Raw genomic sequence first — 23,912 nt, 5'->3', positions numbered from 1 at the left:
CGTCAGCCTCCCTGAACCTGCCGGAGGATCAACGCAGGAACCAGCAACGTCATGATCACGGTGAGGCCGGCGCCATAGCGCGGAACATCGAGGAAGTGATAGCGCCCCGGACCGAAAACCATCAGGTTGGTCTGATACCCCATCGGCGTCAGAAAAGACTGGCTCGCCCCGAACAGCACCAGCATCAGCAGCGACTGGGGTGGAAGGCCGAGAGGCTGAGCCAGTTGAGTGGCTACCGGCACCAGCAGGGCCACCGAAGCAGCGTTGCTCATCACATTGGTGATCAGTGTTGTGACCAGGAACATCGCCGCGAGGGCTGCATAGGCCGGCCAGGGTTGCAGCAGTCGCTCTAGGTCCGCCGCCAGACCATCGGCAAGCCCACTGGTCTGCATCGCCACGCTGAAGCTTGAAAGGGAACCGAGCAGCAGAATCACATCGAGCCGGATCGAGCGCTGCACCTCACCAGGTCGGAGACAACCGGTGATCACCATCGCCACCACGGCCAGCAGAACCGCTGCGACGAGCGGGATGGGGGTGAGCGTGGGGATCAACAGCATCAGCACTGCGATGCCGATGGCTAGAGGTTTGCGTCGAACCGTTGGCAGGTCGTTTTCAAGCTGATCGAGCACCAGCAGATCGTTGCTGGCTTGCAGTCCGCGGATGGCATCAAGGGGAGCTTGTAGCAGTAAGACGTCGCCTTCCCTCAGGACGGCCTGGCCCAGTCGCTCCTGCACGGTTTGCTGGCCGCGGCGAAGGGCCAGCACCGTGGCGTTGTGGCGCTGGCGGAAACGAAGCTCCCTGAGACTGGCGCCGGCCAGGGTGGATCCCGCCGGGAGCAGCACCTCAACCGTGCGTTGTCCGCCATCGACCTCCGTCGAGAACAGGGTCGCTTCCAGGTCGGAGAAAGCCATCGGGTTGCCCGGCGGGCGCTGGGCATCGGCGAGTTGGATGGTGTGGTCCTGCTGGAGGCGTAGGAGGTCATCTCGGGTAACCCTCAGCAGCAGCCGATCTCCGGCTTCGAGGCGACGATCGGCGAGTGGGGGGAGCAGACGTTCTGCCCCGCGTTGTAGTTCCAGCACATCCACATCAAAACGCCTCTGAAGACGGCTGTGGCGGAGGGTCTGGCCCACCAGGCTGGAGTTTGGAGGGATGGTGACCTCTGTGGTGTAGCCGCTCTGGCTGGGACTTGTGGCCAGTTGGCTGTCGTCCTCACCGCGGCTCGGCAGCAAACCAGACGGTGCAAGGAGCATGAAGACTGATCCCGCTAGCCAGACGGGCAGGCCGATCGCCGTCATGCTGAAAAGCTCCAGCGGGCCGAGGCCAAACTGGCGGCTGATGTCACTGGCCAGCAGGTTCACGGAGCTACCCAACAAGGTGAGTGTGCCCCCGAGAACCGTCGCGAAGGAGAGGGGAAGCAGGACCCGCGATGGGGCGATTCGGCGGCGGCGGCACCAGCTCTCCAAGACAGGCAGCAGACTGGCGACAATTGGTGTATTCGGCACCACGGCCGAAATCGGTGCGACGACCAACGTCAGCAGGGCCACCATCCGCCTGGAGCTGCGGATCCGTTCAGAGGCGATCAGCTCCCGCAGACGATCGAGTGCGCCACTGCGGAAGAGGGCCGCAGACACTGCAAACAGACCCATCAGGGTGATCAGGGCCGGACTGCCGAATCCCGCCAGCCCCTGCTCCGGTGTCAGGACACCCGAGCTCACGAGCAGAGCGACGCTGAGCAGGCCCGTCAGCTCTGGCGCCAGCCACCCTGTGACGAACAGCACGACAGCCAGCAGCAGAACCGCGAGCGTGATCAGGGCCTGGGGGTGTTGCAGGGCTGCAATCAGCTCTGCCATGGAGGAGGCGCTTCATGGGCTGCTGCCACCGTATCTGCCCTGCTGTTGTCTCCCCAGAAGCGCATGCTCAGTTTGTTCAGAAGGCCCTGCAGCCCCGTGCCTGTTGTGGCCGATAGATAAATGACATCCGCTTCCAACTGGCGGATGCGTTCGATCGCTTCGGCATCGCAGCGGTCGATCTGATTGGCCACCACCTGACGGGGTTGGCCACAGCCGAGGGAATCCAGCAAGCCGTGCACAGCCTTCAGCTGGCCGGGCCAGTCGGGATCCCCGAGATCCACGACCAGCAGCAGCAGGTCGGCATCAAGGGTCTCTTCAAGGGTGGCCCGGAACGCTTCTCTGAGCGCCGCCGGTAGATCGCGGATGAAGCCCACCGTGTCGGTGATCAACAGTTCATCCGCAGCTGCGCCTTCTCGGGGAAAGGCAAGTCGGCGCGTGGTGGGGTCAAGGGTGGCGAAGAGTTTGTTCTCAGCGAGCACCCGCTGGCTTTCGCGTTTCCCACAGAGAGCGTTCAGCAGCGAGGACTTGCCGGCGTTTGTGTAACCGACGAGAGCGAGGCGATGGAGCCCCTCGCGGCGATCCCGTAGTCGCGCTCGATGCTCTTGGAGCTGGAGTAGGCCACGGCGAAGGGTTTCGATCCGTCGGCTGATCGCCCGACGGTCCTTCTCCAGCTGGGTCTCACCGGGCCCTCGGGTGCCGATCCCGCCCCCCTGCCTGGAGAGGCTCCGGCCCCGTCCGATCAGGCGCGGAAGCCGGTAGCGCAGCTGGGCTAGCTCCACCTGCAGGCGCCCCGCTGCGCTGGCAGCGCGCTGGGCAAAAATGTCGAGAATGAGCTCGGTGCGATCCATCACCGGGCAGTCGAGCCACCGTTCGAGATTTCTGGCTTGCACGGGTGTTAGCTCCCGGTCAGTGACCACCAGTGATGCTCTGTGGCGCCGCACCTCGATGGCCGCTTCCTGCAACTTTCCCGTTCCCCAGAGGGTCTGGGGGTTGCCCGTGCTGTGCTTTTGGTTGCAAACCATCACTGGCTGGGCGCCCGCGCTGCGCACGAGTCCTTCCAGTTCGGCCAGATCGCGCTCGGCCCGCTGGGCATCTCCACCGCTGAGGGTGAGGAGGAGGATCCGTTCCTGGTCCTCGGCCTCCCGTGGGCTGGCCATGGGCGGACGGTTGTCGTCCAGCGCAGAAGGGGGCTGCTCGCAGAGGCTCTCAAGATCCTGAGCATCAGCAGCTGCCCAGCCAAGGCTGGCATCGGGGCTGGGCAGCCAGCCCCGGGCGGCGCGCTGACCGCCGCGCTCAGGCCGCGCCATGTAGCGCAGCCAGAGCTCCGGTTGCAGATCCAGGGCCACCACGGCCTCGCGCGGGTCTGGATCGAGGGCCGCACTGTTGCTTCCTGGCAGACAGCTCATCAGCCGCCAGCGGCTCCGGTCGCCGGTTCTCCGTCTGGTGCTGTCAGTGAGATGACTCTGCAATTGCCCCGATTCAGTCAAGGGGCCGATCCAGAGGAGGCGGCAAAGCCCTCGGGCATCAACGAGCAGATGCAGGGGCTGCTCCATCTCCAGGGCCATGTCGGCCAGGCGGTTTAGTGTGAGCTGGTCGGCTCCGTGTTCGGCGGGATGGCGCCGATGGCTCAGCTTCTCGGCCTGCCTCAGCTGGGAGGGGCGCAGGCCGCGGGTCCGACCCGCCAGATGGGCTTGTCTCAACCGCCCAGAAGCCAGGCCCCGGCTGCTCGAAGACCCAGGGACAGGCCTGGTAGTCGGGCCAGATAGGTGAGGCGGCGCAGTCGGTAGGCCAGGGGGCCGGCCAGGGTCAGTCCCAGGCCGGTCAGGCTGGCTTCTCCCTTGCCGAGACTCATCATTTCGCCGAGATCGTTGTACTGGAACGGAGGGGCTTGGACCCTGGCTCGGATGGCCATCACGGTGCGGGCGGCCGCTTCCCCCTGTTGCAGAGCCACCTGAGCGGTGCGGGGCCAGTCGCCAGCCGTGCCATCGGCGTTGTCGTGGGCGGCTACATCGCCAATCACCACAAGATTCGGACTGGTCAGGCTGCAGAGGCTTGCATCAACGAGCAGGCGCTCCCCACGCCATTGGGGGCTGGGGTTCAGCTCCGGCACCCGTGGGCGAGTTCCAGCGGTCCAGATCAGACCGTTGTGTTTCAGGGGCGGGGTGTTTGGGTCTTGAAGTGTGACCGAATCAGCCTGGACAGACTGCACGCTCTGGTTGAGGTGCACGTGCACTCCCCGGCGCTGAAGCGCCAGTGAGGCTTGTTCGCGGTTGAAAGCTTTCGCCAGAGGCAGGATCGAGTCTCCGCGTTCGATCAGGTGCAGCTCAGCGGCCCCTTCAAGAAGATCAGCCATTTTGCAGGCCAGTTCCACACCCGTGGCACCGGCGCCAACGATCACCAGGGCGAGCCCTGGGCGATCCACCCCGTCGTTGCGTGGCTGCCGTTGAAGCTGGCGTAGGTGGTTGCGCAGCTGAGCCACATCACTGAGGGTGTGGAACTGCAGGGCGTGCTCACGGACGCCAGGGATCCCGAAGTCTTGGGGTTCGGAGCCGCTGGCCAGCACCAGCTGGCCATAGGTCAGGCAAACCCCAGAGTCGGTTTCCACGGTTCCGGTGACGGTATCGATCCGCCGGGCCCGCTCCTGAAGGCGCACGACCCCCCGATTATCGAGGAGTTGGGCGTAGCGGGGGGCAACCTCCCACGTTTGCAGTTCACCGCTCAGCAACTCATAAAGGAGCGGTAGAAACACGAACCGATCGTTCGGTTCAATCAAGACGATCGGAGGTCGGGGCTGCTGATGGCTGAGGGCCAGGGCTGCGCTCAGTCCACCAAAACCACCGCCAACGATCACCACGGGCTGGGCATCGGCGGATGAGGCAGACATGCGGGTCCCGATGGCATTCCTGAACCATAGGCAGGGCCGGGGTGCCGGCGGCATTGGAGGATGGAGACATGAATCAAGGCGAGCTTGCAGCGGATGGTTCGGCAGCCAGGGTGGGGGTGATGTCAGGTGATCAGTCCCTGCAGGACGCTCGCACCCGGCTTGACGCGCTCGAGCCTCAGGCACGCCTGTGCTGGGGCATCGAGCACTACGGGCCAGGCTTTGCGCTCACCACCAGCTTTGGAATTCAGTCAGCGGTGCTTTTGCACATGCTCAGTCGCTGTCCTGGTGGCGATTCAGTGCCTGTGATCTGGGTCGACACCGGATATCTGCCCCAGGAGACCTACCGCTATGCCGACGCTCTAACCCGTCGCTTTGATCTGCAGTTGCATGTGGCCCAGAGCGAGCTCTCCGCCGCCCGCATGGAAGCTCTCCATGGCCAGCTCTGGAGCACCGGTCGTGTCGAAGACATGGAGTTGTACTTGCGGTTGCGCAAGGTGGAGCCTCTTGAGCGGGCCATGGAGTTGCTCAACGTGCAGTGCTGGGCCAGTGGGGTGCGACGAGGTCAGACCGACCATCGCGGCACCATGACCCTTCTCGATCCGATCCGGGGGCGGCTCTCCCTTCGCCCGCTTCTCCAGTGGACACCCAGGGACGTCTTTTACTACATGCAGGAGCATGACCTGCCTCAACACCCACTGTTTGAGAAGGGCTATTCCACAGTTGGTGACTGGCATTCGAGTGCACCGGATGGAGCGGAGCAATCCGGACGTGAGACCCGTTTCGGTGGACTCAAACAGGAGTGCGGCATCCATCTGCCGGGCGTGATGGGTGATGGCATCTAGCCATGCCGGATGGCTTCCGCGCTCTGCTGATCGGCAACAGCCGCTGGCACTGGGCGGAGCAACGGTGTGATGGCTGGAGTTTCGATCACACTCCTCCCGACTCCCTGCGATTGCAGCAGCGTCCTCCCCATCTCTGGGCTGCTGTCGGAACCGTTCCTCCCGATGCCACACTCCAGGGCTTCAGGCAGGTGCAACTGCGTGATGTGCCTCTGAGGGAGGCACCACCTTGGCTTGGGGTCGATCGAGCCCTGGCCGGGTGGCGGGCCTGGCAGCAGGTGCGCGATGTCGGTCGTGGCGTCCTGGTGGTTGATGCAGGCACCGTGTTGAGCCTCACGCGGGTCACCCCTGCCGGGGAATTTGCAGGTGGCCAGCTGGCAGCCGGAATGGCGTTGCAGTTGCGAGCGATGGCGGCTGGTGCTGAGGCCCTCCCTTTGCCAGCAGAACCCCTGCCTACCGCGGAGCACTCCCTTGCGCTCGAATCGCAGAGCCTGTTCCCTCGCGAGACGGCTGCCGCGATGCGCTGCGGGGTTCGTCAGGCCCTGCTGGGTCTGATCGTGGAGGCCCAGCGCATCAGCGAGTCACCCCTCTGGCTCTGTGGCGGTGATGCCCCAGAGCTGCTCCCCCGCTTGCTCGCCAGAGGGGTGCCTGTGCATCACGCTCCGAACCTGGTGCTGGAAGGCTTGCTTCAGCTCCGTCATGAGCACGACCTCAGGCCGATCAGGCCAGATTGAGATCGCTCAAAATCTGATCGGCCATCTCATCGGCTTTCACTTTGCGGTAGATCAACTCGAGTTTGCCCTCAGGATCGATCACGAATGTGTGGCGCATCATTCCCATGAATTCGCGCCCCATGAATTTCTTGAGGCCGTAGCTCTCGAAAGACTCGGCCACAGGACAGGGCTCCTCATCCGTCAGCAGGCTGAAGGGCAACTCCTGTTTGGCGATGAAGCGTTGGTGGGATGCAGCATTGTCCTTGCTGATGCCGAGCACCGTGATGTCGTGCTGTTCGAAGGCTGCGAATCGGTCACGGAAGTTGCAGGCTTCCTTGGTGCAGCCAGGGGTCGCATCCTTGGGATAGAAGTAGATCACCACCCGGCGTCCTTTGAATGAGGACAACTGCACCATGTCACCGTTTTGGTTGGGGAGTGTGAAATCCGGTGCAGCATCACCGATCTGAAGGGCCATGGGGCGGTGAACAGACGTTGGGGCGCAGCGTACCTGTCCTCTGGTTGATTCCCCTGCAGCATCAGCGACCCTCCGATCCAGTCCTGGTTAGCGCTCGCGAATGGCGTTGGGCTGAGCCGCTCCCGCAGCGCCGTCGATCCGAGTTTCTGCGCTCTCGAGCATGGATGAGACAGCTCCTTGGTGAGCTCATGGACGTTGAGCCCTTGGCTATTCCCCTGGATGCTCCACCAGCAGCTCCGCCAACCTTGGCGCCAGGCTGGGGGTGCGTCAGTCTCAGCCACTGTCCCGATGCTTTGCTCGTGGGCTGGGGGCCCAGGAAGCTCGGTGTTGATCTGGAGCGACGCGATCGGATGCTGCCCGCAGAGGCTCTGGCCCGTCGTTTTTTTCCGCCGGAGGAGCGCGTGCAGCTTCGGGGGCTAGAGCCTTTGGCTCTGCGCCAGGCCGTGCTTGACCGTTGGGTGATCAAGGAGGCGGCAATCAAGTGGCAGCGAGGTGCCCTGGCTAAGGATCTGCCTCAATGGTGCTGTCGCGAGGACCTGCGCACGGTGGTCCATTGCGGGGAGGGGCAGGAGCTGGCTGTCCAGGGTTGGCGCCATGGTTCCTGGACCCTGGCCATGGTTCAGGATTCCCTGGAAGGGGAGGGGTGTGACGCTTCCAGACAGGTCTCCATGCTCTGCCTAACGTGAATGCCATTGCATGGTTAGGCCCGTGGCCTCCCCCTCCCTGAGAGGTCTCCCCACCCTGTTGGCTGCCGTCTGCCTGGCGGTTTTGGGTCTTGATGGCATGCGTCGTTCTCCCTCGCAGGGGCTGGTGGACCTGTTGCCGCCCGCCTTGGCTGATGGCTCAGGTGGTGTGAGCCAGGTGCTGGAGGATCGGGAGAGTGCTCTGCAGCGACGCCGTGATGCGGAGGTTCTGCTGGCTCAGTTCGTCCGTGGGCAGATGACTCGCCATTACTGGGGGCATTTCGCCGCTTCGCTGGAGGACCTGGGTCTGCAGACCGGTGAGCATCTTGAGGCCCGGGTGGAGCGCGGTGATGGTTTCAGCCGTCTCTGGCTGATGCCGAGGCGGGGAGGTGAGGCTTTCTTGGCCGATGTTCGTCTCAGGGGAGACCGGCTCGAGCGGCGCCTATGTCGAGGTGATGCTTCCTCTGCAGCGCAAGGCCCATCGCTGGGCTGCCCTGCAGGCTGGAACGAATTCGCCGCTGAGGAGATATCTAATTCCAGTAATTAGGAGACCCAATGGAATTTTGTGTCTCGCCGTGTTGATCCCGTGCGGGCGAACATGGGGCGCCAGAGGTGCTGTAACGCACCAACGTGTTGGCGTTTTTCTGCCTCAGGGCTAAAAGAGAATTGACGTCTTTTTTCGCCGTCCGTGTTCACCCGTCTCGCAGCCGGCCTTCTCGCTGGCGCTTCTCTCTCCACCCTGGCTGTCGCCGCTGAAGCCGGTACCAAGCAACCCGTTCGCTGGGTTTCCGGTGGCGCTGTTTGGACCACCAAGTCCAAGGCTTTCAAGAAATTCTTCAAGAACGGTGACATCACCGATCGTGCTCTCCAGGCCGGTATCAACAACTCTGGTTGGACTGCCGATGAGATCCGTGAAGGCATGACCAAGACCTACAAGGTCGACCTGATCGGCGTTTCCCGCTTCCTCTACTCCAAGGACGGCGTGAAGTTCCTTAAGGATCAAACCCGCAGCTACTTCCCTTACTGGAAGAAGCAGAAGACCGCTGTGGCCGCCCTGCGCTCCGCCATCATCGCCGACTCCAAAGACGGCAAGCTGTCGTCCGCCGGCATCATGAAGAACCTGCCCGTCGCCTTCCGTCTGAACGACAACGGCTCTTCCGACGGTGCTCAGAACGTGTGCAAGAGCGGCCTCAATGGCGCTCAGGCCACCTCTCTGCTGTCCTGGTACGTGTTCCTGCCCGCTTGCGTGCAGGCCAACCAGATCCTCCCCGCTGCTCCCGCTCCCCGCGCTGCTGCTCCCGTCCGCGGCCTCTGGTGATCGACTGACAGGTCCTCTTCAGAGGATCCCTCAGATGCAAGCCCTGGCATTGCCGGGGCTTTTTTATGGTCCGCTCGATTCGAGGGCTGCCGGGCTTAGCCAGTGCCCAGTGAGCCGTTGATGGCGCAAGCGCTGGGGCAAGGTGCCGCCCCGTCGCTGCTCCAGCAGGCGTCGCAGCAGCTGAAGATCCGTGGCTGGATGGTCGCGGTTGGTCTCCAGGCGTTGCCGGTAGGGGCGTCCCTCCCCGAGCCAACGTTCGATCAGAGGCGGATCAAGCGGAAGACCGAGAGTTTCGCTCCAGTGCTCAAGGCTGAGCTGCCAACCGGTGCTTTCGAGGCTGGGGCGGAGTTGATCACCGCTCTGGAGATGGTTCAGCCACGCCCGTTCCTGGGTGATCAGGCTTTGCAGAATCTGTTGATCGGATGCATTCAGCTGATCAGCAGCACCGCTTTCCTCGCAGGCAGCAGCAGGGCCGAGCTCAGGCGCACTGATCAGAAGGCGTAACCGGCTGCCGGGATAGCAGTGGCTGGCAACTCTGTTCCAGAATTCCAGGTCGCTGGCTGTCGCCAGATCCTCCTGGCTCAGCCGGCCGCCGATCACCTCAAAGCGATGCTCGTTCGCCAGGGTGTCCAGCTCAGCAACCCCGCTCAGCAGGGTGGGTCGGTGGAGCGGATCGAGCAGTTGCAGTTGGGCCTCGAGTCGGTCTTGGTCCTCGCGGGAGTGGCAGAGGATCGTGACACCTCCTTCGGCCACCGCTGCCAGTGGATCAAGGGCCCAAAGCAGTGAGCGGCCCCCAAGCAGCAGCACCCGGTCCGTGCGCTTCCAAGGCAGATCAGCCCAGAGGCGTTTCCTCAGCGCTTGCAAGCGCTCGCCGTCTTGGGCCAGTTGGCGCTGCAGCCAGCGTTCCATCTGGGGCCGTTCAGGCCCACTGCTCACCAGCAGGGGATGGTCATCGACCGCTTCGGCCGCGGCGGCCAGTTGGGCGGCACGTCGCTCGAGCATCCGTTCCCGCCTCTGGCCCTCCCATCCCTGGTGGCCTGGCGTCCAGAAGGCTTCACCCTGCAGGGCTGAGGGCAGATATTGCTGGGCCACCCAGTGTTCACGGAAGGCATGGGGGTAGCGATAGCCCTGGCCATCGCCGAAGGCATCGCCATCCCTATTGGCGTCACGCAGATGGCTGGGGACCTCCTGCTTTTGGGCGCTGCTCACGCTTTTGATCGCTTCGAAGATGCCGATCGTGCTGTTGCTTTTGTCGGTGCAGGCCAGATAAAGGGCGGCCTGGGCCAGTGGGTAGAGCCCTTCCGGGAGGCCTATGCGTTCAAAGGCTGCCGCGCAAGCTTCCACCACCACGACCGCCTGGGGGTCGGCCAGACCGACATCTTCCCCGGCGGCAATCAGCATCCGCCGGAAAATGAAGCGGGGATTCTCTCCCGCTTCGATCATCCGTGCCAGCCAGAACAGGGCGGCATCGGCATCTGAACCTCGCAGCGACTTGATGAAGGCGCTGATCGTGTCGAAGTGGGCGTCCCCTTGCTTGTCGTAAAGCACGGCCCGCTGTTGGATTGACTCCTCGGCGATCGTCAGATCAATGCGCACCGTGCCGTCGTCGTCGACTGGGGTGCTCTCCACCGCCAGCTCCAATGCATTGAGCAGGCTGCGGGCATCGCCCGCCGCTACATCCACCAGGTGGCTCGCTGCCTCCTGGCTGATCGTTACCGAGCGGTTGCCATAGCCATGCGCTGGATCGGTCAGGGCACGTTCCAGCAGTCGTTCCAGGTCAGAGGGCTCCAGGGCCTGAAGCCGGAACAAGCGCGAGCGGCTCACCAGGGCCTTGTTCACCTCGAAATAGGGGTTCTCGGTGGTGGCGCCAATCAGGGTGAGGGTGCCGTTTTCCACCCAGGGCAGCAGGGCATCCTGCTGGGCACTGTTGAAGCGGTGGACCTCATCGATGAACAGGATCGTCCTCAGGCCGTGGCGTTCGAGTCGCTGGCGTGCCGCATCGACTTCAGTGCGCAGGTCCTTCACTCCCGCCAAGACGGCATTCAGTGAGCTGAAGTGGGCGCGGGTGTGATTGGCGATGATCCGCGCCAGGGTGGTCTTGCCGACTCCAGGTGGGCCATGCAGCAGTAGGTTGCCGACCCGGTCTGCAGCGATCGCGCGACGCAGCAGCCGACCTTCCGCAAGGATCGCTCCCTGCCCAACGAATTCATCGAGGCTGCGTGGCCTAAGCCGATCAGCCAATGGCGCCAGGCGCTGGCGCGTTTGTTCGCCGTGATGTGTGAACAGATCGGCCACCATCACACCTGTCCCGATCCCGTGATTCTGGCCTTTTTCGGATCAACGACCCATCTGAAAGCTTGCATAATCAGGCCGTATCGGAATCAGCCTGTGATTCTTTCCCGTCGACTGGCACCCCCGGTGGCCTTGGGGTTCATGCTTGCTGCCTGCGGTAAGCCAGCCCCCCAGCGTCCGCCGGTGTCGGTTCAGTTGGCGCCGGTGCAGGAGGCGCGTTTTACCGACGACATCGACACAGTCAGCACCCTGGAAGCCTCCAACCTCGTTCAGTTGGCGGCTCAGGCTTCGGGCCGCATCCTTGGGCTGAAGATCACCCAAGGTGACACGGTCAAACCTGGTCAACTCCTGGTCGTTCTTGATCAGGCTCAGATTCGGGCGGAGCTATCCAATCTGAAGGCCCAGGCCCAGAAGGACAAGCTCAACTGGGAGCGCTTCGAGTTTCTGGTGCCTCAGGGGGCGGCCTCGGCCCTCCAGCGGGATGAATACAAGGCCCAATATGTCGCCTCCAGGGAGGCGGTGATCGCCAAGGAAGCTGACCTTTCTTACAGCAATCTGCGCTCGCCGATGGCTGGATCGGTCGCTGATGTGCTCGTGAAGGTGGGTGATGTGATCCGCCAGGGGGAAGTGTTCACAAGCCTTGTTCAGAACAACACCCTTGAGGCTCGTGTGGAGGTTCCCGCCGTCTTCGGTGATCGCTTGGCCCTTGGGCAACCCGTGCTTCTGAGTGCTCCGGGGAGCGGCAAGGTCATCGCCACCGGCAAGATCGATTCGATTGATCCCCAGGTCACTCCGGGGACCCAGGCGCTGCTAGCGATTGCAGTGTTCCCCAATGAGGATGGCCAGCTGCGCAATGGTCAACGTCTGCGAACCCGCGTGCAGCTCCAGGCGAAGCAACAGCTTTCGGTGCCCTTTGCTGCGGTGACCCAGAGCTCAGGTCAGAGCTTTGTGTATCGGGTCGGAACCTTTTCGGAGCTGAAGGCCAATCCTGGTAAGGCCAATCTCGCCAGGATCAGCAAAGGCATCGAGATGGGCAAGCTGCCAGCGAATACTCAGTTCGCTCTGCAGACCCCTGTCACGGTTGGAGAACTGCAGAACAACCGTTATCCGATCAGCCGGGGTCTGAGCCTCAATCAGAAGGTCATCACGACCAATCTGCTCAATCTCAAGCACGGTATGCCCGTCAAGGTTGGTGCTGCCAAGTCACCCCAATCTCCCGCCTCTAAGAATTGAGCTGAAGTATGTCTGCTTCGAATAACTTCATCACGCGACCGGTTCTGAGTACGGTTTGCAGTCTCTTAATCGTGATCGTTGGTCTGATTGCGATTCCGATTCTTCCGATCGAGAACCTTCCGGATATTGCTCCTCCCACGGTGAAAGTTTCAGCCACCTATGTGGGTGCCGATGCCGTTTCGGTGGAGCAGGGGGTCACCACCGTTCTCGAGCAGCAGATTAACGGTGTGGAGGAGATGGATTTCATCACTTCCAACAGCTCTTCTGATGGCGTTAGTTCTATCTCTGTTTCGTTCAACAGTGGCACCGACGGCAATATCAATCAGGTGAATGTGCAAAACAGGGTTGCACTTGCTGAGCCCCAGTTGCCTGAAGAAGTTCGAAAGGCCGGCGTGACCGTGAACAAGGCTTCAAATTCGATTCTTCTCGTTTACAATTTTGTTAATGCAGACCCTCAGAAAGCCGAATATAGTGTTGAAACAATTAGTGGTTATCTCGATAAGAACCTTACTGACAATATCAAGCGAGTTCCTGGTGTTGGCGAGGTCACCTATTTCGGTAATCGCAAGATCGCTTTCCGTCTTTGGCTTGATCCCGACAGGCTTGCCGCCAATGGGCTGACATCCTCAGATGTCGTCAGGCAGCTTCAAAGTCAGAACAGGCTTGTGCCCGCCGGCAAGGTTGGTGGTGCTCCGGCACCGAAGGGTCAGGAGTTCACCTTCACCGTGCAGCTTCAGGGGCGTCTAACCACTGAACGTGAATTTGAAAACATCGTGCTGAAGACCACTGATGACGGTGGCCTCGTGAAGCTGAGGGATGTGGGCCGCGTCAGTCTTGGTGGAGAGACCTATGGCATTGATGCGATGGATCTCAAGGGCACTCCCTCGGTTGGTGTCGCCGTCTATCAACTCTCTGGCAGCAATGCGATTGAGGTGTCCAATGGCGTGAAGGACGTGATTGCCGCCTTTGAAGAGTCCCTCCCTGTGGGTATGGAGACGCAGAAGATCTATGACACCACTGACTTCATCAATCAATCGATCAAAGGTGTGACCAACTCGCTGCGGGATGCGGTGATTCTGGTGGTCTTAATCCTCTTCCTGTTCCTGCAGAACTGGAAGGCCACTCTGGTGCCTGCGATCGCCATCCCTGTGGCTCTGATCGGCACCTTTGCTCTGGTGCTGGCCTTCGGCTTCTCGCTCAACCAGCTCACCCTCTTTGGTCTGGTGCTGGCCACCGGTCTAGTGGTGGACGATGCGATCACAGTGGTGGAGGACACTTCGGCCAAGAAGGCTGAAGGTCTCTCCGCTGTCCAGGCCGCAATTGCGACCATGGATGAACTGTTTGGCGCTGTGATCGCCACGTCACTGGTGAAGATGGCGGTGTTTCTGCCGGTGCTCTTTTTCCCCGGTGCCACTGGCACGATCTACAAGCAGTTTGCGGCCACGATTCTCTTTTCGATTGCTATCTCCACGTTCAACGCGCTGACCTTCTCGCCGATGCTCTCGGCCCTGTTGCTCTCCCGCGAAACCAAGGAGTTAAGTCGTCAGCACTATGCCGTCGCCGGCGTTGCCCTTGGTTTTGTCTATGGGCTTCTTAGTGCCGGCAATGGAGCGGCGATGGTGCTTGTTCCAACGGTCGTTGGTGCTCTGGTTGGCTTCATTGCCATGAAAATCACCGGCCTGCCCCTGCGTCTCCCAACGGCCATCGGCGGTGCAGTGGTCGGACTCGTGGTGGTGGGGATGACCGATTGGATCCCCGTTTTGCTCTGGCCTCTGATCGGTGTGGTGGTGGGCTGGTTCGTGCCGTTGATCTTCAGCCAGTTCAATCGTTTTTATGCTGGATTTGAACGCCGTTATTCCGATCTCCTCGAGAAGGTTCTCCAGGCGCGTCCTCTGGTGATGGCGGCTCTGGCCGCGGGAATTCTGCTCACTGGATTTGCTTTCACGCGGATACCCGGAGGCTTTGTTCCGATCGAAGACCAGGGCTACGCCATCGGTTTTGTACAGGCTCCTGACGGGGTTTCTAATGAGACAACGCTGGCGATCAATCGCGAGGTTGCCGCGGTTCTGCGCACGGAAGAGGACATTGCCTCAGCGGCCTTGTTCAGTGGGGCCAGTCTGGATGGAAACGCTCCGAATAAAGGTTTGTTCTTTTTTGGCACAAAGCATTGGGATGATCGTCCCGGTGATGAGCACAGCGTCGCTGCCATCGTTGAGCGCCTCAACAAGAAGCTGCTCATGGCTGTAGACGGTGCCAGGGTGTTTGTGGTGGAGCCTCCTTCGATTCCGGGCTATGGGGCCGGCGGAGGCTTCGAATTCCAGTTGCTTGATCAGAGCAGCGGTGCCTATGCCCTCAATGAATTCTTTGGAGCTGCTGGAAGGATCATCCAGGCTGCCAACGCCAACCCGATCCTGAATCGCGTTTACACGCTGTTTTCCCCCGAGTCTCCTCAGATCGAGATCAAGGTCGATCGTGAAAAGCTTGCGTCACTCGGTGTGGATTTCGGCTCCGCTATGCAGACGTTCAGTGTCAATTTTGGTGGGGCCTATGTCAATGACACCTTCCAGGAGGGACGCGTTCGTCGGGTGTATGTGCAGTCCGAAGCTGCAAATCGCGCCACTCCCGAACAGCTGAAGTCGATCTACGTGAGCAACATTCAGGGAGAGCAGATCCCTCTGTCTGAGTTCTTTACGGTCAAGCCGACGAGTGGTCCGAGTGTGATCCCTCACTTCAATCTCTATCGCTCGATCAAAATCGAGGGCACGCCTGCCGAAGGTAAGAGCTCCGGTCAGGCGATCACAGCGATGAAGACAATTTTCACCGAGCAGAATGCCCAGGGCCTCGGTTTCGATTGGACCGGCATCTCCAGGGAGGAGGTGAAAGCAGGCGCGTTGGCGGTGGTGATCTTCGCCCTTGGCATCCTCGCTGTGTTTCTTGTGCTGTCGGCCCAATACGAGAGCTATACCGACCCCATCATTATTTTGCTCACCGTGCCCACCGCCTTGCTCGGTGCTCTCGTCTTTCTTGGTGCTGCTGGGCAAGTGCTCAATATCTATGCCCAGGTGGGCCTCGTGATGCTGATCGGTCTTGCAGGCGGAAACGCGATTCTGATCGTGGACCTTGCGAATCAGCAGATGGGCGAGGGGGCTTCGGCTATGGATGCGGCGCGTTTTGCCGCCAAATCCAGACTCAGGCCGATTCTGATGACAGCGATTTCTTCGCTGACGGGCTTCCTTCCCCTCATGCTGGCCAGTGGAGCTGGTGCTCAGAGCCAATCGTCCCTTGGTCTTGTCGTGTTCGGAGGATTGCTCGTGGCCACGTTCCTCTCGACCCTGGTGGTGCCCGTGTTTTATGTGGTAATGAAATCGCTTATTGGTGAGGCTGACGGTAAGCAGCAGCCGCCTGCTCAGATCCAGGGCGGATCATGAAACGCCAGGAAGTGGATCTCAACCAACCCTTTAGTGGTGCCCGTGTGCTGGTGGCCATCGCCATTGGTTGTGCCATCGGCGCTTTGATTGCCTATTTCATGAAGGTGTTGATCGACAACACCCCTGTGCAGGTCGACATCACTCGACTACGGCTCTTCTATTTGATGATCGTTCTCTGCGGAGGCCTGGGTGGGTTTGCGATTGAAACGACCCGACAGCTTCAGCAAGAGGCCACCGATCCGCTCTATCGCCATGGGCGAAAGAGCCGCAATCGGCGCCGTTAGTCGTTTAGGTGATCAGGCTGTTTAGGTGATCAGGCTGTTTAGGTGATCACTGTGGGGCGATCCATGCCAGTGCGCTGCTGAATCTCTGCAAGGGCATTGATGCTGTTGATCATGTCGGCCAGGGCGACCTGGGGATCCTGTTGTAGATCGCCGCTGCTGGGCACATAGCTTTCCAGATAGACCCGGATGGTGGCGCCTTTCGTGCCAGTGCCGGAGAGGCGCACGACGACGCGGCTGCCGTCCTCCAGAAGGATGCGCAAGCCCTGCCCTCCGGTGACCGAGCCATCGATTGGATCGGTGTAGCTGAAGTTGTCAGCGACGCTGATGCTCCGGCCGGCGAAGGATTGACCTGCCAGGTTGGGCAGCATGTCCTCGAGGCGGTCATAGAGACCGTGAGCGGCCTCGCTTGCCACGGCTTCGTAGTCATGGCGGGAGTAGTAGTGACGCCCGAAACGTCCCCAGTGGCTGGCCATGATCTCGGCCACGCTGCAACGACGTTCCGCCAGGATCTGTAGCCAGAAGAGCACCGCCCAGAGTCCGTCCTTCTCGCGCACGTGATTGCTGCCGGTGCCGAAACTTTCCTCGCCGCAGAGGGTGATCCGCCCGGCATCCAGCAGATTGCCGAAGAACTTCCAGCCTGTTGGGGTTTCGTAGCAGTCGATTCCGAGCTCCCTGGCCACCACATCCACGGCGGAACTGGTGGGCATCGAACGGGCGACCCCGGCCAGGCCGGCCGCATAGGCGGGAGCCACGCTTGCATTGGCTGTGAGCACTGCCAGGCTGTCGCTGGGGTTCACGAAGCAGCGCTGGCCGAGGATCATGTTGCGATCGCCGTCTCCATCACAGGCGGCACCAAAGCGATAGGCATCGCCTTGGAGCAGGAGATCGGCTAAGTCGTGGGCGTAGGTGAGATTTGGGTCGGGATGTCCGCCCCCGAAATCCTCGAGTGGAATCCCGTTGCGCACGCTCCCAGCTGGTGCTCCGAGCAAGCCTTCGAGTAAACGCTGTGCGTAAGGTCCAGTGACGGCGTGCATCGCGTCAAAGGCCAGGGGGAAATCGCTGCGGATCAGAGCTGCGATGCGATCGAAGTCAAAGAGCTGCTGCATCAGCTCAACGAAGTCGTCGACGCCATCGATCACCTCCACGTTCATGGCGCCGATCGCGTGCTTTCCAGGGGCATCCAGCGGGATCGCTGGGGCATCAACCAGCGAGTACTGCTCGAGGGTCTTGCTGCATTCGAACACCGCGTCGGTGAAGGAGGCGGGGGTGGGACCACCGTTTGCGCCATTCACCTTGACTCCGAAGTCACCATCTGGGCCGCCTGGGTTGTGGCTGGCCGACAGGATGATGCCGCCGATGGCCTGACGCTTGCGGATCAGGTTGGAGGCGGCCGGTGTCGAAAGAATTCCCCCGGTGGTGAGGATCACCCGACTCAGGCCATGGGCGGCCCCCATGCGCAGGATCACATCGATGGCCCGGCGATTGCCGTAACGGCCGTCGCCACCCACAACAAGCGTTCCCCCCTGGACGCCTGGCAGGGTGCGCAACACAGCTTCGATGAAGCTTTCCAGATAGTGAGGCTGTTCAAACTGCTGGCTGCTCTTGCGCAGGCCCGAGGTTCCGGGCTTTTGGTCGCTGAAGGGGGTCTCGAGGCGCACCTGGCGCTGGGTTGGTTCCACGGGGGCCGAGGTGGTCATCGGAGGGACGGCGTCTCTATGCGGAACGTAAACACGATCCCGGCCCTGAAGAGTGTTGAGGGCAACCAGTTGTCGCAGCTACCTTTCAACAAGCAGCGGATGGAGCTGCTTGCCGGGAGAGCCATGAAGATTGATCACCCCAATGCAGAGCCTCTCAGTGAGGAGCAGTTGCTGGTGCTGAAAGCGTTCAGGGAGCGTCTTGATTCGATGGTCTCAAGTCACGGGCTCACCCCGGAGAACGTGCAGGAGATGGTGCGCGAACTGAAGGCGCATCCGCTGATCAGCGTTCAGATGATGCAGGAGATTCGTGAGGAGGTGGGCCGGTTGCTGCCGGGCCAGCGCTTCACGTTTGACTGGGAGTGAGGCTGCCAGGCTTCGGCCCCGTGGGCTTGGGTTTCACTGGATCGGCGCAGACGACGGTGAGTCGGCGGGCCGGCTTGTCGATGCTGTCGCGGCGTTGAAAGCCATTGCTTGCCGCTGGTTTCGCTGTTTGGAGTAGATCCCAGATCGCGTCCTTGCAGGCGGCGGGAAGGCGCGGATGATCCATCAGAGGATCAGCCAAACTGCGGGTGCGATCACAGAGCTCTGCGCTGTTCTCCCTGGAGCAGTCGTAGGCGAGCAACTGGATGGCCCTGAGCTCCTCCTTGGTGGGGAAGGGCACATAGGTGGTTCCTGCCCAACCCAGTTGGGGTGTCACCAAGGCCATTCCCAGCAGCAGGGAAAGGGTGCGTTGGGGAGTGATCGTGATCATGGCGCCATTGTGCCCCGCATTGCCCCACTCCCGCACCGTTGTCGCTGCCTTTCCAGCTTGCGGCGCATGCGCTCGGTGATGCCCAGCTCTGCTCCTCGCCACATCCGATCGATCTCTCGGGTGAAATGGGCTGCCAATTCGGGTGAGTGAATCACCAGCAACGTTTCATCGTTCTGATGGGCAGCCGAGGGGCTCCAGTTGAAACTGCCCGTGATGACGGTCTTGCCATCGATCACAGCGAACTTGTGGTGCAGCTTGTCGCCGCGGGCGAGGCGAGGGCTGCCGACTCCCTGCAGTGCTGTCTCAAACGGCCGGTTTCCTGCTTCCAGTTTGCAGAACCGATCGGGCAGGGACACGCCCAAGAGATCCAGAACCTCGGAAAACGAGCGGCTGGCAAAGCCTGGATCCGCCAGCAGTCGCACCTCAACCGCCTGCTCCACTCGCTCCCGCAGCACATCCGCCAGTCCCTGCGCGGAGAACACGAACAGGGCCATATCAATGCTCCGCTGTGCTGTTGCCAGTTGATCCCCGATCAGCCGCAGGCCGTGGTTGGGATCCGATTTTGAATGCGGCGTAAACAGCACATCGATCCGGGTGTCGCCCACCTGCACCGTCTCCACAACACCGCTGTCTTTGCCGCGCCCAAAGCGGCTGTCCTGGTGACCGCCAGGGCCATCGCCCCACATCCGGGTGAATTCGGTCGCAAAGACTGTTGCCAGCTCAGGACTCTCGATTGTTAGGAGGTGGTTCACGTTGCCGCGGCTGCTTGCAGCACCCGCATCCCCATGCATCCCAGAGCTGGTGAAGTTGGCACTGCCGGTGATCACGAGGCGCCGGTCGATCACCACAAACTTGTGGTGCATCAGGCCGCTTCCTTTGCTGCCATCTTCGGTGTCATCGATCAAGGGCACACCCGCCCGCTGGAGCAGCGCTACGGCATCGCCATCGAGGCGCTCCGAATCGTTCAGCAGACCATCGCCGTTGCGATCGGCCAAGGCCTGCAGTTGTTCGAGTCGTTGACGGCCATGCGGTGGCAGGTCGGCTAAGTGCTGCTCGCTCCATGGCGTGCTGTAGGTGTTCTCGAGTACCACCTGCACCACCACCCCACGGTGGCGGGCCTGCGACAGTGCGGTGGCGATCGCCGGCAGAGAGATCTCCTGCACGGCCACGAGGATCTCCTCCTGGGCCGTTGCGATCGCCTCGATCACCAGCTGCTCCAGGTTGTCACCGTTGCGCCACTGGCCTGTCAGCGGGCTGCGGTAGCGGTTGCCGTCCCGATGGTTGAAGGCCACTTGGATGGCTTCCGGCAGTGGCGGTTCTGCTGGTGCCTGGCCGAGCAATTGACCCGGTTGACTGCAGCTGGCCGAGACCAGAGCTAACCAGATGATCCCCAGACCCCTGATCCAGCCTTGGCATCGATTTCTCCCCAGGGATCTCATAACGAAACAACTTCCCAGAAGGGAGGATTCCCCCGCCGGGATCGCTTCAGTGGGGCATCTCGGAGGTGCGCAGCATTGTGACGAACCAGAGGCTGCTCAGGGCAAGCGCCACCCCGACGCCTGCGCCGATGCCAACGCGGGCCATGGTCAAGGGAACAACAATTGGAAAGACCATCGCCCCCGCCAGGGGAGTGATGGCCACGAACCAGCGCAGGGCTGGGGTTGCTTTCATCCCCACAGGATCAGAACCACTCGGCTTTGGCTTCGCTGGCTGGATTGCTGTTGTCTTCAGGGGTGACGCGCTCGAAGTTGAGGGTGATGTTGCGCTTCTGCTCACCATCGGCAGCTGTCGCTTCGATCGCATACACCTGCTGCCCATCGCGGAAGGGCACCTGGATCCTGAAGGTGCCGTCGCTGGAGAGGGGCACGTCCTCGCCGCCGATGGTGAGGCGAGCGGAGGGATCGGTGGCGCCATAGACGATCAGCTCGGCATCGGCCACAAGCCAGAAGGACCGCTGGCGGGGAGCGACACCACCGAGACCGGATTCGTTGCGACCGCTGGCCCAGAGGCCAGCACCGGAATCATTGAGTCCGAAACGGTCGGCACCCATGGAATCCTGCTCATGCAGAACTTCGGAGCCCACGCGACGGCTGCGGAAGTGGGTCGTGGCGCTCTGGTAAAGCCTTTCGTGCAGCCCGCTGTCGCTGGTTTCGATGTTGGTTGCAGGGGCAGGTGCAACAGGGGAGGCCTCGAGGCTGAAGGGCACGAACTGGTCGAGGATCTGATCACTGGGGTGCAGGGCAGGAACCCGGGCAACCGAGGAGAACGCCAGGGAGATCCAATTGCTGCCGCAGCGATAACCGAGCTCCACGCGGTAATCGCGATCGCAGAGGGGCACCGGCAAGTACCACTCGGTGCTGTGGCTATCGACGGGCACTTCCTGGAGGGTGTGGGGATGAGAGGTTCCGTCTTGAATGCCGGTCACGTCAGCAAGACGCAGGCTCAGATGACCAGCGCCATCCGCCTGAGCGCGCTTGCGATCCCGATCGGCGATTTCCCAGAAGACGTAGGCCCACTGGGGATCGCGAGGTAGGAAAACCACCCGTGTGTTCGCTTCCGGGCGAGAGGGGGCATTCAGTTCGGCTTCGATTGCTCTGAGGTCGCCGCCGCGGCGCTCTTGCTTCTCAGCGATTGCACTAACGAGATCTTCCTTGCTCTTTCGGCTGTAGAGGGTCACTCCAAGATCGCTGGCCATCTGGCGCAGTTGACGCAGGGTGAGGCGGGCGAGAGAGGAGAGAGCTTGCGTCACGATGGGAACCACCCAGTTTTTCTTCGGGATCAGTCTGGGTTAAACAACTGTGTTTCGATCACGCCAGAGGTTCGGGGTCAGAAAATCCTGACGGCTGGGCATGTACCGGACGCATAAAAAAAGGGGCCTCAGGGCCCCTTTTTTTAGCTATGGGAGCAGGTCTCAGCGACCGATGCTGCGGTAAGGGACCTTCGACATGTAATCGATGTCGGCATTGCCACTGGGGGAGGCTCCACGGGCATTGGCGATACCGGCCACCCATGCGAGGTAATCGGCAGGGGCGCCTCCACGGGTGATTTTCGCCCGGGCTGGGATCGGCTTCGCAGTGCCGGTGTAGACGACCTGAGGGAATCCGAAGATGCCGCGGTAGTACTCGTCGTAGCGAGGGGTGGTGACGTTGAAGGGCGTTTCACCCAGTTCGCGGCCGGGGAGGACGCGATTGCGCTGGTAAGGAACGGTGTCGTAGCCGAAGGTGTCGAGGTACTCCTGGCTGTCGAGCAGAGCGTCGACCATGCCCCCTACGCCCTTGGTCGCCAGCACGATCGACCAGGAGATTTCCTCGGATTGTCCGTGGGTCTTGCGGCCCAGCACCTTCTCCACCAGATGGCGCACCACTTTGTAGTTGGAATTGAGGTTGTAGAAGCTGCGCTGGAAGGTGTTCGACAAGCACAGGCCACGAATGAAGTCGCGAACGGTGATCTGACCGTTGCGCAGCTGCGATTCGAGGAAGGGTTCCCGATCGGCCTTGAAGGCGTGGAAAAAGATCTGGCGATACGCCGACTCGATCACCGTGTCGAGATTGCTGGAATCGGCGGCGATGTCGAGTGCAACAGCCCTGGCGTCCTCATCGGAGCTCACCCGAATCGGGGCAACCCGATTGTTTTGGGTGGTGGGGGCGTAGTTCAGAAGGGGGAGGGCCAAGTGCTTACAGCTACTGACTTTGGGAATCGTAGAAGTGGCGAATGCGGCCGCTCTCTTTCGCTTCCTCAGCAATCACAGTCCGTAATAGTCGCCGCTGATGGCTTCACCAGCCCAGAGGCGAGAGCGACGCTTGCTGATGGCTCCTGCTCGAGGCGGTTCCGCTTGCCCCATCACCCCCCTCCGGCAGGCGAAGTTCCAGGCAGAAGGAGGCATTGTTCGACAGGCCTTCCACCGTGCTGGAGCGGATGCGCACATCTGGGCCCGCGAAGCTGAATCGCTCCCACACCGCCATGGTTTCGTATTCGGTGGTGAGCATGAGGCCATCCTGTTCATCCATGGAGAAGCGGGAGGCGGCTGGCGCTTTTTCCGCATAACCGAGGTCTCGCAGCAGCACCCCGGATCGACCGTTCGCCCCATCGGGGATGAGGCCGATCACGCTTTCGCCGTCATGGGCAGCACCCTCTTGATCCCAGGCCATCGAAGCGCTCCAGCGCACCTGACTCCCCCCCACAAGGCGGTCGGGATCGTGGCCCTGCTCGGCAGCCATCGCCCGAAGACGGGGGTCGTGGGCATCCAAATCCTCGACAACGATGAGGGAGCCCCCTGCTTCCGCCCGTCGATGCAGGAGGTGGTGGACGCTCCTTTGCGACCGCCAGCGTCCGTTGCTCAGGCGGAAGAAGCTGAGGGCATCGGGAATGGCAAGGGTCATGCGGGCCTCGCTGACAGGCGTGCAGGGCTGCTCAGGATGATCGCAGCTGATGGGTGTTCACGGCGTCCTCGATCAGATGATCGAGGGTCAGGCCCAGCGGGGTGATCTGCTGCTTTGCCGCCAGGGATTCGAGCTGCCTACCAGCACTCTGGAACTGTTGGAGAAGCAGGAGGGCAAAGGGAGCGTCGTCTTGCAGTTGGGGATGTTGCTGGCACCAGCTCCGCTGTTCTGCAGCGGAGGGCAGAGGGCCTTGGTCGCGGCCATTGGCCATGTCTTGAAAACAGGCGAGGCAGTGAGCCATCAGGCGCAGGTGATGGCGCTCCTGGTTCGGTAGCAGGGTGGCGTCGATGCGCGCGATCACCTCCAGGCTGAGGGGGCTGCCCTCTGGAGTTGGCGCCTCAGGCATGGTCAGGAGTAATCCGGAAGCCGCAGGAATGACCTTTCTCGAGTCGCCAGTGCACACGCTCCACTTGGCAATCGGGGAAGGTGTGACGGATGAGCTGCAGCTCCTGATCACAAACGACTGGATATTCCTCTGCGATCCGCTGCACCGAACAGTGGAATTCGCTTAGGCACCAGCCGTGGCCGTCGGGATCCGGCTCCAGTTCCGTGACATACCCCTCCTGACGTCGTAGTTCGGCGAGGGTGGCGATGCGTTCCCTCAGGGGGCCGGATCCCACTCTCTGGCGGTAGCGGCTCGCTTTTTCAAGGGCCTGCTGGCTCAGGAGGGACGCCATGGCTTCCGGTGACAGGGTGGCCGCCATGGAATTGAGCAGCCCGAGGGCAAAGCTCTCACTGCCATCCGGGAAATGCTGATGCCCCAAGGCGGTCAGTCGCCAGATGTTGGAGGGACGGCCAGGACCTGCGGTCATTGGCTTGGATTCCACCAGGCCGTCGTCCTCCAGGCTGCGCAGGTGGCGGCGCATCGCCTGAACGGAAATGCCGAGCTGACCAGCCAGATCCGCTGCACTCACCTGACCCTGCCGCAACAGCAGGGTCAGGGTGGTCTCGCGGGTGGGAGCCTGAGCGTGTGCGCCCATGGGTCAGTCGTGATGTTCACACGATGCCACGCAATCCTTTCAGGTG

23 protein-coding genes are annotated in these 23,912 nt (G+C 61.7%); 9 read left to right on the top strand and 14 right to left on the bottom strand.

Annotated elements, in window-relative coordinates; translation table 11 throughout:
* Positions 1-2: 2 nt before the first annotated feature.
* Genes H0O21_RS01770 through H0O21_RS01760 form a run of 3 tightly spaced genes read right to left on the bottom strand, consistent with a single transcriptional unit; the run spans position 3 to position 4,734 of the window.
* Positions 3-1,850: an SLC13 family permease gene (locus H0O21_RS01770; protein ID WP_185190183.1), complete on the bottom strand. Its 1,848-nt coding sequence runs from the start codon at positions 1,848-1,850 to the stop codon at positions 3-5.
* Positions 1,838-3,550, bottom strand: a complete 1,713-nt coding sequence (gene hflX / locus H0O21_RS01765) for a GTPase HflX (RefSeq protein WP_185190182.1) — start codon at positions 3,548-3,550, stop codon at positions 1,838-1,840. Before hflX ends, H0O21_RS01770 begins: the two co-directional genes overlap by 13 nt.
* Positions 3,547-4,734, bottom strand: coding sequence for an NAD(P)/FAD-dependent oxidoreductase (locus tag H0O21_RS01760; RefSeq protein ID WP_185190181.1), 1,188 nt, complete (start codon positions 4,732-4,734; stop codon positions 3,547-3,549). Before H0O21_RS01760 ends, hflX begins: the two co-directional genes overlap by 4 nt.
* A gap of 68 nt (positions 4,735-4,802) precedes the next feature.
* On the opposite strand from H0O21_RS01760, the gene H0O21_RS01755 reads away from it, so the two are divergent.
* On the top strand, positions 4,803-5,576 hold the full coding sequence (locus H0O21_RS01755) for a phosphoadenylyl-sulfate reductase (protein ID WP_185190180.1): 774 nt from the start codon (positions 4,803-4,805) through the stop codon (positions 5,574-5,576).
* Between the two features lie 2 nt (positions 5,577-5,578).
* Positions 5,579-6,307 carry a type III pantothenate kinase gene (locus tag H0O21_RS01750; RefSeq protein WP_185190179.1) on the top strand — a complete coding sequence of 243 codons (729 nt, stop codon included), beginning with the start codon at positions 5,579-5,581 and terminating at the stop codon, positions 6,305-6,307.
* On the opposite strand, the gene bcp is transcribed toward H0O21_RS01750, so the two are convergent.
* Positions 6,294-6,761, bottom strand: a complete 468-nt coding sequence (bcp, locus tag H0O21_RS01745; protein WP_131456621.1) for a thioredoxin-dependent thiol peroxidase — start codon at positions 6,759-6,761, stop codon at positions 6,294-6,296. The two genes, H0O21_RS01750 and bcp, sit on opposite strands and share 14 nt — an antisense overlap.
* A gap of 164 nt (positions 6,762-6,925) precedes the next feature.
* Between bcp and H0O21_RS01740 the strand changes: the two genes are divergently transcribed.
* The 3 genes from H0O21_RS01740 (at position 6,926) to H0O21_RS01730 (ending at position 8,762) form a co-directional block, all read left to right on the top strand.
* Entirely contained in the window at positions 6,926-7,447 is a 522-nt protein-coding gene (locus tag H0O21_RS01740) for a 4'-phosphopantetheinyl transferase superfamily protein (protein ID WP_185190178.1), read from the top strand.
* 10 nt (positions 7,448-7,457) lie between these two features.
* The gene (locus H0O21_RS01735) at positions 7,458-7,991 is read left to right on the top strand and encodes a thymidylate synthase (RefSeq protein ID WP_255441078.1); all 534 of its coding nucleotides are present in this window, start codon (positions 7,458-7,460) and stop codon (positions 7,989-7,991) included.
* Between the two features lie 141 nt (positions 7,992-8,132).
* Positions 8,133-8,762: an alpha/beta hydrolase gene (locus tag H0O21_RS01730; RefSeq protein ID WP_185190177.1), complete on the top strand. Its 630-nt coding sequence runs from the start codon at positions 8,133-8,135 to the stop codon at positions 8,760-8,762.
* Between the two features lie 63 nt (positions 8,763-8,825).
* On the opposite strand, the gene H0O21_RS01725 is transcribed toward H0O21_RS01730, so the two are convergent.
* The gene (locus H0O21_RS01725) at positions 8,826-11,060 is read right to left on the bottom strand and encodes an AAA family ATPase (RefSeq protein ID WP_185190176.1); all 2,235 of its coding nucleotides are present in this window, start codon (positions 11,058-11,060) and stop codon (positions 8,826-8,828) included.
* Positions 11,061-11,150: 90 nt separating this feature from the next.
* Here H0O21_RS01725 and H0O21_RS01720 point away from each other — a divergent pair, with 90 nt between their 5' ends.
* From H0O21_RS01720 to H0O21_RS01710, 3 genes are read left to right on the top strand one after another with little or no spacing between them, the layout of a single operon-like run.
* Complete coding sequence (locus H0O21_RS01720; protein ID WP_370523071.1) at positions 11,151-12,287, top strand: efflux RND transporter periplasmic adaptor subunit; 1,137 nt, start codon at positions 11,151-11,153, stop codon at positions 12,285-12,287.
* An 8-nt stretch (positions 12,288-12,295) separates the two neighbouring features.
* Complete coding sequence (locus H0O21_RS01715) at positions 12,296-15,715, top strand: efflux RND transporter permease subunit (RefSeq protein ID WP_185190175.1); 3,420 nt, start codon at positions 12,296-12,298, stop codon at positions 15,713-15,715.
* The gene (locus tag H0O21_RS01710; RefSeq protein WP_185190174.1) at positions 15,712-15,999 is read left to right on the top strand and encodes a hypothetical protein; all 288 of its coding nucleotides are present in this window, start codon (positions 15,712-15,714) and stop codon (positions 15,997-15,999) included. Before H0O21_RS01715 ends, H0O21_RS01710 begins: the two co-directional genes overlap by 4 nt.
* A 38-nt stretch (positions 16,000-16,037) precedes the next feature.
* Here H0O21_RS01710 and H0O21_RS01705 read toward each other — a convergent pair whose 3' ends face one another.
* Complete coding sequence (locus H0O21_RS01705; RefSeq protein WP_185190173.1) at positions 16,038-17,696, bottom strand: alpha-D-glucose phosphate-specific phosphoglucomutase; 1,659 nt, start codon at positions 17,694-17,696, stop codon at positions 16,038-16,040.
* A gap of 99 nt (positions 17,697-17,795) precedes the next feature.
* Here H0O21_RS01705 and H0O21_RS01700 point away from each other — a divergent pair, with 99 nt between their 5' ends.
* Positions 17,796-18,059 (top strand): hypothetical protein, encoded by a 264-nt coding sequence (locus H0O21_RS01700; RefSeq protein ID WP_255441077.1) that lies wholly within the window; start codon positions 17,796-17,798, stop codon positions 18,057-18,059.
* On the opposite strand, the gene H0O21_RS01695 is transcribed toward H0O21_RS01700, so the two are convergent.
* From H0O21_RS01695 to sufR, 8 genes are all read right to left on the bottom strand, one after another.
* Complete coding sequence (locus tag H0O21_RS01695; RefSeq protein WP_185190172.1) at positions 18,040-18,447, bottom strand: hypothetical protein; 408 nt, start codon at positions 18,445-18,447, stop codon at positions 18,040-18,042. The two genes, H0O21_RS01700 and H0O21_RS01695, sit on opposite strands and share 20 nt — an antisense overlap.
* A complete protein-coding gene (locus tag H0O21_RS01690; protein ID WP_185190171.1) occupies positions 18,444-19,886 on the bottom strand; it encodes a phosphatidylserine/phosphatidylglycerophosphate/cardiolipin synthase family protein in 1,443 nt (480 codons plus the stop codon). Before H0O21_RS01690 ends, H0O21_RS01695 begins: the two co-directional genes overlap by 4 nt.
* A gap of 46 nt (positions 19,887-19,932) precedes the next feature.
* Complete coding sequence (locus H0O21_RS01685; protein ID WP_185190170.1) at positions 19,933-20,118, bottom strand: hypothetical protein; 186 nt, start codon at positions 20,116-20,118, stop codon at positions 19,933-19,935.
* A 10-nt stretch (positions 20,119-20,128) separates the two neighbouring features.
* Entirely contained in the window at positions 20,129-21,196 is a 1,068-nt protein-coding gene (locus H0O21_RS01680) for a DUF4912 domain-containing protein (RefSeq protein WP_185190169.1), read from the bottom strand.
* 162 nt (positions 21,197-21,358) lie between these two features.
* Entirely contained in the window at positions 21,359-22,117 is a 759-nt protein-coding gene (locus H0O21_RS01675) for a phycobilisome rod-core linker polypeptide (RefSeq protein WP_185190168.1), read from the bottom strand.
* 103 nt (positions 22,118-22,220) lie between these two features.
* A complete protein-coding gene (locus H0O21_RS01670) occupies positions 22,221-22,826 on the bottom strand; it encodes a phycobiliprotein lyase (RefSeq protein ID WP_185190167.1) in 606 nt (201 codons plus the stop codon).
* A 31-nt stretch (positions 22,827-22,857) separates the two neighbouring features.
* Complete coding sequence (locus tag H0O21_RS01665; RefSeq protein WP_185190166.1) at positions 22,858-23,232, bottom strand: hypothetical protein; 375 nt, start codon at positions 23,230-23,232, stop codon at positions 22,858-22,860.
* The gene (sufR, locus tag H0O21_RS01660) at positions 23,225-23,866 is read right to left on the bottom strand and encodes an iron-sulfur cluster biosynthesis transcriptional regulator SufR (RefSeq protein ID WP_185190165.1); all 642 of its coding nucleotides are present in this window, start codon (positions 23,864-23,866) and stop codon (positions 23,225-23,227) included. Before sufR ends, H0O21_RS01665 begins: the two co-directional genes overlap by 8 nt.
* Positions 23,867-23,912: the final 46 nt, after the last annotated feature.

The organism is Synechococcus sp. HK01-R, assembly GCF_014217855.1.
Lineage (GTDB): Bacteria > Cyanobacteriota > Cyanobacteriia > PCC-6307 > Cyanobiaceae > Synechococcus_C.
This window is presented reverse-complemented; position numbering and strand designations above follow the sequence as displayed.